Source organism: Bacillus sp. LR_5 (assembly GCF_042709275.1).
This window is the reverse complement of record NZ_JAVAXX010000314.1, coordinates 1-6,821: the sequence shown is the minus strand read 5'-3', so window position 1 is coordinate 6,821 and position 6,821 is coordinate 1. Positions and strand designations below refer to the sequence as shown.

The following is a 6,821-nucleotide window of genomic DNA, read 5'->3' as shown; positions in this document are numbered from 1 at the left end:
ATCGCCTTTTTTCACGATAATGATATGGAGCTGTTCCGCATCTTGTCTTGTATCTTCTATTTTAAACTCTTCTTTTAAATAAACGACAGGGACAATGTGCCCTCTAAAGTCAATCACTTCACGGTCATGCGTTTGCAAAATGTCTTTTCTGTCAATAACTGCCGTTTCAATGATTGAAGAAATTGGAATGGCAAATGTCTCTTCTTCCAATTTGATTAGGAGAACTGAAATAATGGACAAGGTAAGCGGAAGCTGGATGCTGAATAGAGAGCCTTGACCTTCTGCAGATTTCACACTGACTGAACCGCCCAGAGACTCCAGTTTGTTTTTTACAACATCAAGTCCAACACCGCGGCCGGAAATATCAGAAATTTGATCAGCAGTTGAGAACCCTGGAGCAAAGATCAATTCGTAAATTTCATTGTCTTCTAAGGTTTCAGCTTCTTTTTCCGTAATGACCCCGCGCTCAAGCGCTTTTTCGAGAATTTTTTTGCGATTAAGGCCTGCACCGTCATCCTCTACTTCGATAAAGACATGATTGCCGCTGTGATAAGCTTTAAGCACAACTTTTCCTGATTCCGGTTTTCCCTTTTGCAAACGTGTTTCCGGCGACTCGATACCATGATCAATACTGTTTCTGATCAAGTGAACGAGAGGATCTCCGATTTCATCAATCACTGTTCGATCCAGTTCAGTTTCCGCACCGATGATCGAGAGTTCGATTTTTTTATTCAGCTCTTTTTGAAGCTGGCGAATCATTCTCGGGAACCGATTAAAAACAGTTTCAACCGGAACCATTCTCATATTAAGAATAATCGATTGCAAATCTCCGGAAATTCTCGTCATTCGTTCAACCGTTTCAGTCAGTTCATTGTGCTCAAGCTCTTTTGCAATCTGCTCGAGTCGCCCGCGGTCAATGACAAGCTCTTCAAATAAATTCATTAAAGAATCAAGTCTGTCAATGTTGACACGAATTGTTTTAGATCCGCCGGCTGTGTGCTTCGCCTGTTCTTCGTTTTTAGCAGGCTGTTTTTGTTTCTCCTGCTTCACAGGTACAGGTGCTGGTAAATCTGCCGGCTTAGATTCTGCCGGCTTTTCAGCTGATGTTAAAGGAGCCCCTTGACTGACTTCAACATGCTCAATTTCTGAAACGCCATTGATTAATTGTTCAATCTCTTCCGCTGATTGATGTGTTAAGAAACAAACTTGAAAGTCAGTGCCGAAATCTTCTGTTTCAAGTACTTCCGCACTTGGAATTGTTTTGGCTACTTCTCCGACTTCATTAAGCTTTTCAAACACCATATAGACACGAACTGCTTTTAACATACAGTTTTCGTTCAGAGAAATCTTGATTTCATATCGTTTGAAACCTTGCTCCTCCGCTTCTTGTATGACAGTCCGTTCAAACTCGTCATATTCCCAATCAGATATTGAATTCTGTGCTTCTGCAGGTTCCGCTGAGGCAGCCATTTCAGCGTGTGCACCATTCACATCAAGCTTGGCACTCACTTCTGAGATATCTCTTTTACCATCCCCGCCGTCAATAATAGACTGAACCATAGCTTCCAGGTGATCCAGGGCTTCAAACAAAATATCCAGCCATTCTGAGGTAACTGCCATGTCTCCGTTTCGGATTGCATCCAGCACATTTTCAAGCAGATGGGTTAGATGTGCTAAGTCGGTATAGCCCATCGTTGCGCTCATTCCTTTTAATGTATGGGCAGCCCTGAATATATCATGAACGAGCTGAAGGTCAGTCGGGTCTTTCTCTAAAAGGAGAAGCTTTTCATTACATGTTTGTAAATGTTCTTTACTCTCATCAATAAAGACATCTAAATACTGATTCATATCCATTTGAATCACATCCTCTCTTTTTTCACACAGCTTGTGATGGATGCTGCGATATCTTCCACATGTTTAATCTCATGGATGAGGCCCGCTTTAACAGCTGCTTTCGGCATCCCATATACGACACAAGATTCTTCAGACTCCGCAATGGCTTTCACATTGCCGGCCATAAGCATGTCCTTTAAGCCGGCAGTGCCGTCACTGCCCATTCCGGTCATGATAACCGCTACTTTTTCATAGTCTGCCAGTTTACCGACAGAACGGAATAAATAATCAGCTGATGGTTTATGACGGCTTGGCGTATCGAGATTATCAAGCACGATCTGGAGTCCTCCGCTGTTTTTAATAACGGATATGTTTTTTCCTCCCGGTGCTATGTAAACACAGCCGTTAAGAGCTGCTTCACCATCTTTTGCTTCTTTTACTTGAATGTCGGATAAATGATTCAGCCGCTCAGCCAAAGAAGCAGTAAAACCTTCAGGCATGTGCTGAACAACAACCACTGGTGCGTTCAAATCCTTAGGGAGCTTCGGTATCACCTTTTGTAACGCCCTTGGACCGCCTGTTGATGTGCCGATACATACAATTTGTCTGCCTGTGCCGGGTTTCGGCTTGCTTAATTCAGGCTTTACAGCACGCACTATAGGTTCAGGCCGAACTGCCTGTGAAACAGGATGTTTCCGCTTGCCGGAAAGCCCAGCCGCGATGACACGCTCAACTAATTGTTCTTTAATTTTGTACAAATCCAGAGATATGGAGCCTGATGGCTTTGTGATAAAGTCAAAGGCGCCGATCTCTAAACAATTAATTGTGCACTCTTTGCCTTTCTCTGTCTGGCTTGACACCATGATGACCGGCAAGTTATAAATCTCGATAATTTTGCGCAGTGTGTCTGTCCCGTTCATGACCGGCATTTCAACATCAAGAGTAATAACATCTGGCTTTAGTAATTCAATCTTCTTAAGCGCTTCTTCTCCGTTTCTCGCAGTTCCGATTACGTCTATCTGCTTTTCCTCGGTTAAAAAATCACTTATCATTTTTCTCATGAAAGCTGAATCATCAACTACAAGCACACGAATCAAATTAAGCCCTCCTCATTAAAAAAGAAGATAATTTCTCAATAAATGTCTGTTTGTTTTCTTTGTGTCTTGTTTCTTCTCTTTCAAACAAGGCGTCCGCTAAAACACGGACTGACCGGCTGGCTTTTGCCTGAGGACTTTTTATGAAAAAAGGAACCTGTTCGACAACTGCTTTGCTCACGATCGCATCGTCAGAAACGGAACCGGCAAACTGAACCTGAGCATCCAAAAACATATGAATCGTGCGGGAAAGGCGGGTAAAGGCGTCTAGCCCTTCCTTTTGATCACGGCACCGATTGACAGCCACCTTCATCGAAAGTTTATTTTCTGTCAAAACCAAGTGCTTGACAGCGCTGTATGCGTCCATGATGGCCGTCGGTTCGGGAGTTGTTATGATCAAAATATCTTCTGCCGATAAAATAAAAGGCAGCTGATCTTTTGATAAGCCCGCTCCCATGTCAAACAGCACATAGTCGAACTGGCTTAACGCATGAGAAAGCTCATTAGCAAAAAACGCCCATTTTCTCTGATCCAGCTGAAACATTACATCCAGACCGGTTCCCCCTGATATATACCGCAAACCCTTTGGCCCAGTGGATAATGACTGCATCAAAGGCTTGCGATCGGTGAATACATCGATAATCGTGGCGGAAGATGAGTTTCCCATTAATATATCAATGTTCCCCATCCCAATATCAAGATCAATAAGCAATACCTTCTTACCTTTATCCTGCAGCGCAAGGGCCATGTTTAAAGTAATATTGGATTTGCCGACACCGCCCTTGCCGCTAATGACAGCAAGTGTCTTCGCTTTTTGTGAATAAACCATTGGCAGAACACGCTGACGCTTTTCCATTTTCGCCCGTAAAGTTGCTGCTTGGTCAAATCTGTTCATCTGCACAGCATCCTTACAAAATCAAGTGGAGATACAGTCTGTATATCCTCCGGCACATTCTGGCCATCCGTTATAAACCCGGCACCTATTTTTGATTCTGCCAGTATATTAAATACAGAACCCAAGGAAGTAGTCTCATCTATTTTCGTAAAAATAAACTGATTGACAGGGACGGATGAAAACCGTTTGACAATATGCTTCATATCTTCATATTTTGCAGTCGCGGATAAAACGAGAAATGACTGAATGCTACTCTCAAAAGGAATCGTTTCTTTCAATTCATCAATGTATTGCTGCTCCTTGAAGTTTCTTCCGGCTGTATCAATAAACACATGATCATACTCAGAAAATAACTCCTTCGCCTGCTGGAATTCTTCTTTTGTATAGCAAACTTCCAGAGGAGCCTGCAGCAGTTCGGCGTATGTTTTCAACTGTTCAACAGCTGCTATCCGATACGTATCTGTTGTAATAAAAGCAATTTTTTTTTGTTTTTCAAGCATAGATATGGCTGCGAGCTTAGCAAGTGTTGTTGTTTTTCCTGCCCCTGTTGAACCAAACAGCACGATATACTTTGAGTGAATAGGCTCCTGCCACTTGTCTCCTGAAGGTAGCGTATCGCATAGTATATCCTGAAGTTTGCCAACCACGTTTTCTTCCGTCAGACCGCCCGCTTCCACAGAGCATCGAAGCAATTTTTTCAGAGCGCTCGTCTTCGTTGACTCTTTAATACCCGTTTCTTGCAAAAGCTTTTCTGCTTTTTGCAGCGGCTCAGGAAGTACAGATTGATACACTGAAAAATCACCGGGCTCATGTTGCGCCGGAGTTTGAGGGGGATATATCCTCTCCTCTATTTTCGGACTGCTGACCGGAGTTTTTAATGTTTGTTTCGGCTCAGCAGCTATCTGAGGCGTTTTGTTTTCAAGAAAGTCCTGATCCAATACGGCAATTACTTCAACAGCAGGCTTATTGATGAGTCCAAACCATTTTCGCTTTTTAATTTTTTTCGAATTTAATATGACCGCTTCATTACCTAACTCTTTTCTGATGAGAAGTGCCGCTTCTTGCATTGAAGCAGCAGTAAATTTTTTTATTTTCATTAAATATCCACCACTCCAATGCTTTGTACCTCAACATTCGCCTCAAGTTCGTTATAGGAAAGTACCGGAAGATCAGGGAAGTATCGTTCCAGAAGCTGTTTCACATACATTCTGACAGGCGGCGAGCAGAGAAGAATCGCAGTTTCCTGACGTAATGAGAGCTGTTCGGCTTCTTTAGCGACAGAGCGTACAATACTTTCTGAAACATCTGGTTCAAGCGACAAATAATTCCCGTGTTCCGTTTGCTGTACGCCATCTGCAATTGCCTTTTCTACACGACCCGAACAAGTAACAACCTTCAACACTTCATTTTCTTTGGCAAACTGGGCTGTAATTTGTTTTGCCAGTGCCTGTCTTGTATACTCTGTCAAAAGATCAGAATCTGTTGTTAATTTTCCATAGTCAGCAAGCGTTTCAAAAATCGTTACTAAGTTTCGGATTGAAACTTTTTCTTTTAAAAGCTTGGCCAGCACCTTTTGAATATCACCGACAGACAACGGATTTGGCGTAACCTCTTCAACAAGGACTGGATACGTTTCTTTCAAATGGTCGATCAGCTGTTTCGTCTCCTGTCTTCCGATTAATTCGTGGGCATACTGCTTAATTTTCTCCGTAATATGAGTCGAAACGACTGAAGCAGGATCGACAACTGTATAACCAAGCATGTCAGCTTCATCTTTTACCGATTCGCTAATCCATTTGGCCGGCAGTCCGAATGACGGTTCCACTGTTTCAATCCCTTCGATGAGATCGTCTTCAGGTGTAGGCGACATCGCTAAATAATGATCAAGCAACAGCTCGCCTTTTGCTACTTCGTTGCCTTTAATTTTCAATCGGTATTCATTTGGCTGCAACGCTATATTGTCTCTGATTCGCACGACAGGAATGACAAGCCCAAGTTCCAGAGCCAACTGACGGCGAATCATGACAATTCGGTCTAATAAATCACCGCCTTGATTAGCATCAGCAAGCGGTATCAGGCCATATCCAAACTCAAATTCTATCGGATCGATGTGCAGAAGCTGAACAACGCTTTCAGGGCTTTTAAGGTCGTCAACCTCAGCCTCTTCTTCGAGAATCTCATCCACTTCTTCTTTTTCCTTACCTGATTTAGATAGCATATAAGCGCCGAAAGCAAGCAGCCCTGCAAGCGGCCCCGTCAGAAAAATGCCAATCGGAGTGAAAATACCAAGAAGCAGAATCGTAGATGCTGCGACGTATAAAAGCTTTGGATAAGCAAACAGCTGACCTGTAATGTCATGCCCTAAGTTTCCTTCAGAGGCAGCTCTTGTCACGACAATACCCGTAGCTGTAGAAATTAACAGCGCCGGAATTTGCGAAACAATTCCATCCCCGACAGTCAGCATCGTAAATTGTGAAGCGGCCTCTTGAATGGACATTCCCTGCTGAAGCATTCCGATCACGATACCAAAAATAATATTGATCATCACAATGATGATTCCGGCAATCGCGTCGCCTTTTACAAATTTACTGGCACCGTCCATTGCTCCATAAAAGTCTGCTTCTCTTGCCACTTTTTCGCGGCGGTGCTTCGCTTCCTGTTCGGTAATCATCCCTGCGTTTAAGTCAGCATCAATACTCATCTGCTTCCCCGGCATTGCGTCCAGCGTAAACCTTGCTGCAACCTCGGAAACACGTTCAGCACCTTTCGTAATGACGATAAATTGAATAATAATAAGGATGATAAATACAACGAGTCCAACTAATACATTCCCGCCGACAACGAAATTTCCGAAAGTCTCGACGACTTTTCCTCCCTCACCATGTGAAAGAATTGAACGGGTAGTTGAGACGTTCAAGCCCAAACGAAATAAGGTTAAAAGCAGCAACAGTGACGGGAAAATCGAAAACTGAAGCGCTTCCTGCATATTCATTGTGGTA

Annotated in this window: 5 protein-coding genes; all 5 read right to left on the bottom strand. The window is 43.2% G+C overall.

What is annotated here, in order from left to right; genetic code table 11:
• On the bottom strand, positions 1-1,854 hold a 1,854-nt coding region (gene cheA / locus RAC86_RS32975; protein WP_377886520.1), incomplete at its 3' end, for a chemotaxis protein CheA.
• 5 nt (positions 1,855-1,859) lie between these two features.
• Positions 1,860-2,930 (bottom strand): protein-glutamate O-methylesterase CheB, encoded by a 1,071-nt coding sequence (gene cheB, locus RAC86_RS32970; RefSeq protein WP_014113804.1) that lies wholly within the window; start codon positions 2,928-2,930, stop codon positions 1,860-1,862.
• A gap of 1 nt (position 2,931) precedes the next feature.
• Entirely contained in the window at positions 2,932-3,828 is an 897-nt protein-coding gene (gene flhG / locus RAC86_RS32965) for a flagellum location/number ATPase FlhG (protein WP_072566275.1), read from the bottom strand.
• Positions 3,819-4,919 carry a flagellar biosynthesis protein FlhF gene (locus tag RAC86_RS32960; protein ID WP_072566274.1) on the bottom strand — a complete coding sequence of 367 codons (1,101 nt, stop codon included), beginning with the start codon at positions 4,917-4,919 and terminating at the stop codon, positions 3,819-3,821. The genes flhG and RAC86_RS32960 overlap by 10 nt, the downstream gene beginning before the upstream one ends.
• On the bottom strand, positions 4,919-6,821 hold a 1,903-nt coding region (gene flhA, locus RAC86_RS32955; RefSeq protein ID WP_377886519.1), incomplete at its 5' end, for a flagellar biosynthesis protein FlhA. The genes RAC86_RS32960 and flhA, both read right to left, overlap by 1 nt.

Coding starts and splice junctions, on each gene's coding strand:
- RAC86_RS32960 (WP_072566274.1), bottom strand. CDS start 4,919: ATGAAAATAAAAAAATTTACTGCTGCTTCAATGCAAGAAGCGGCACTT.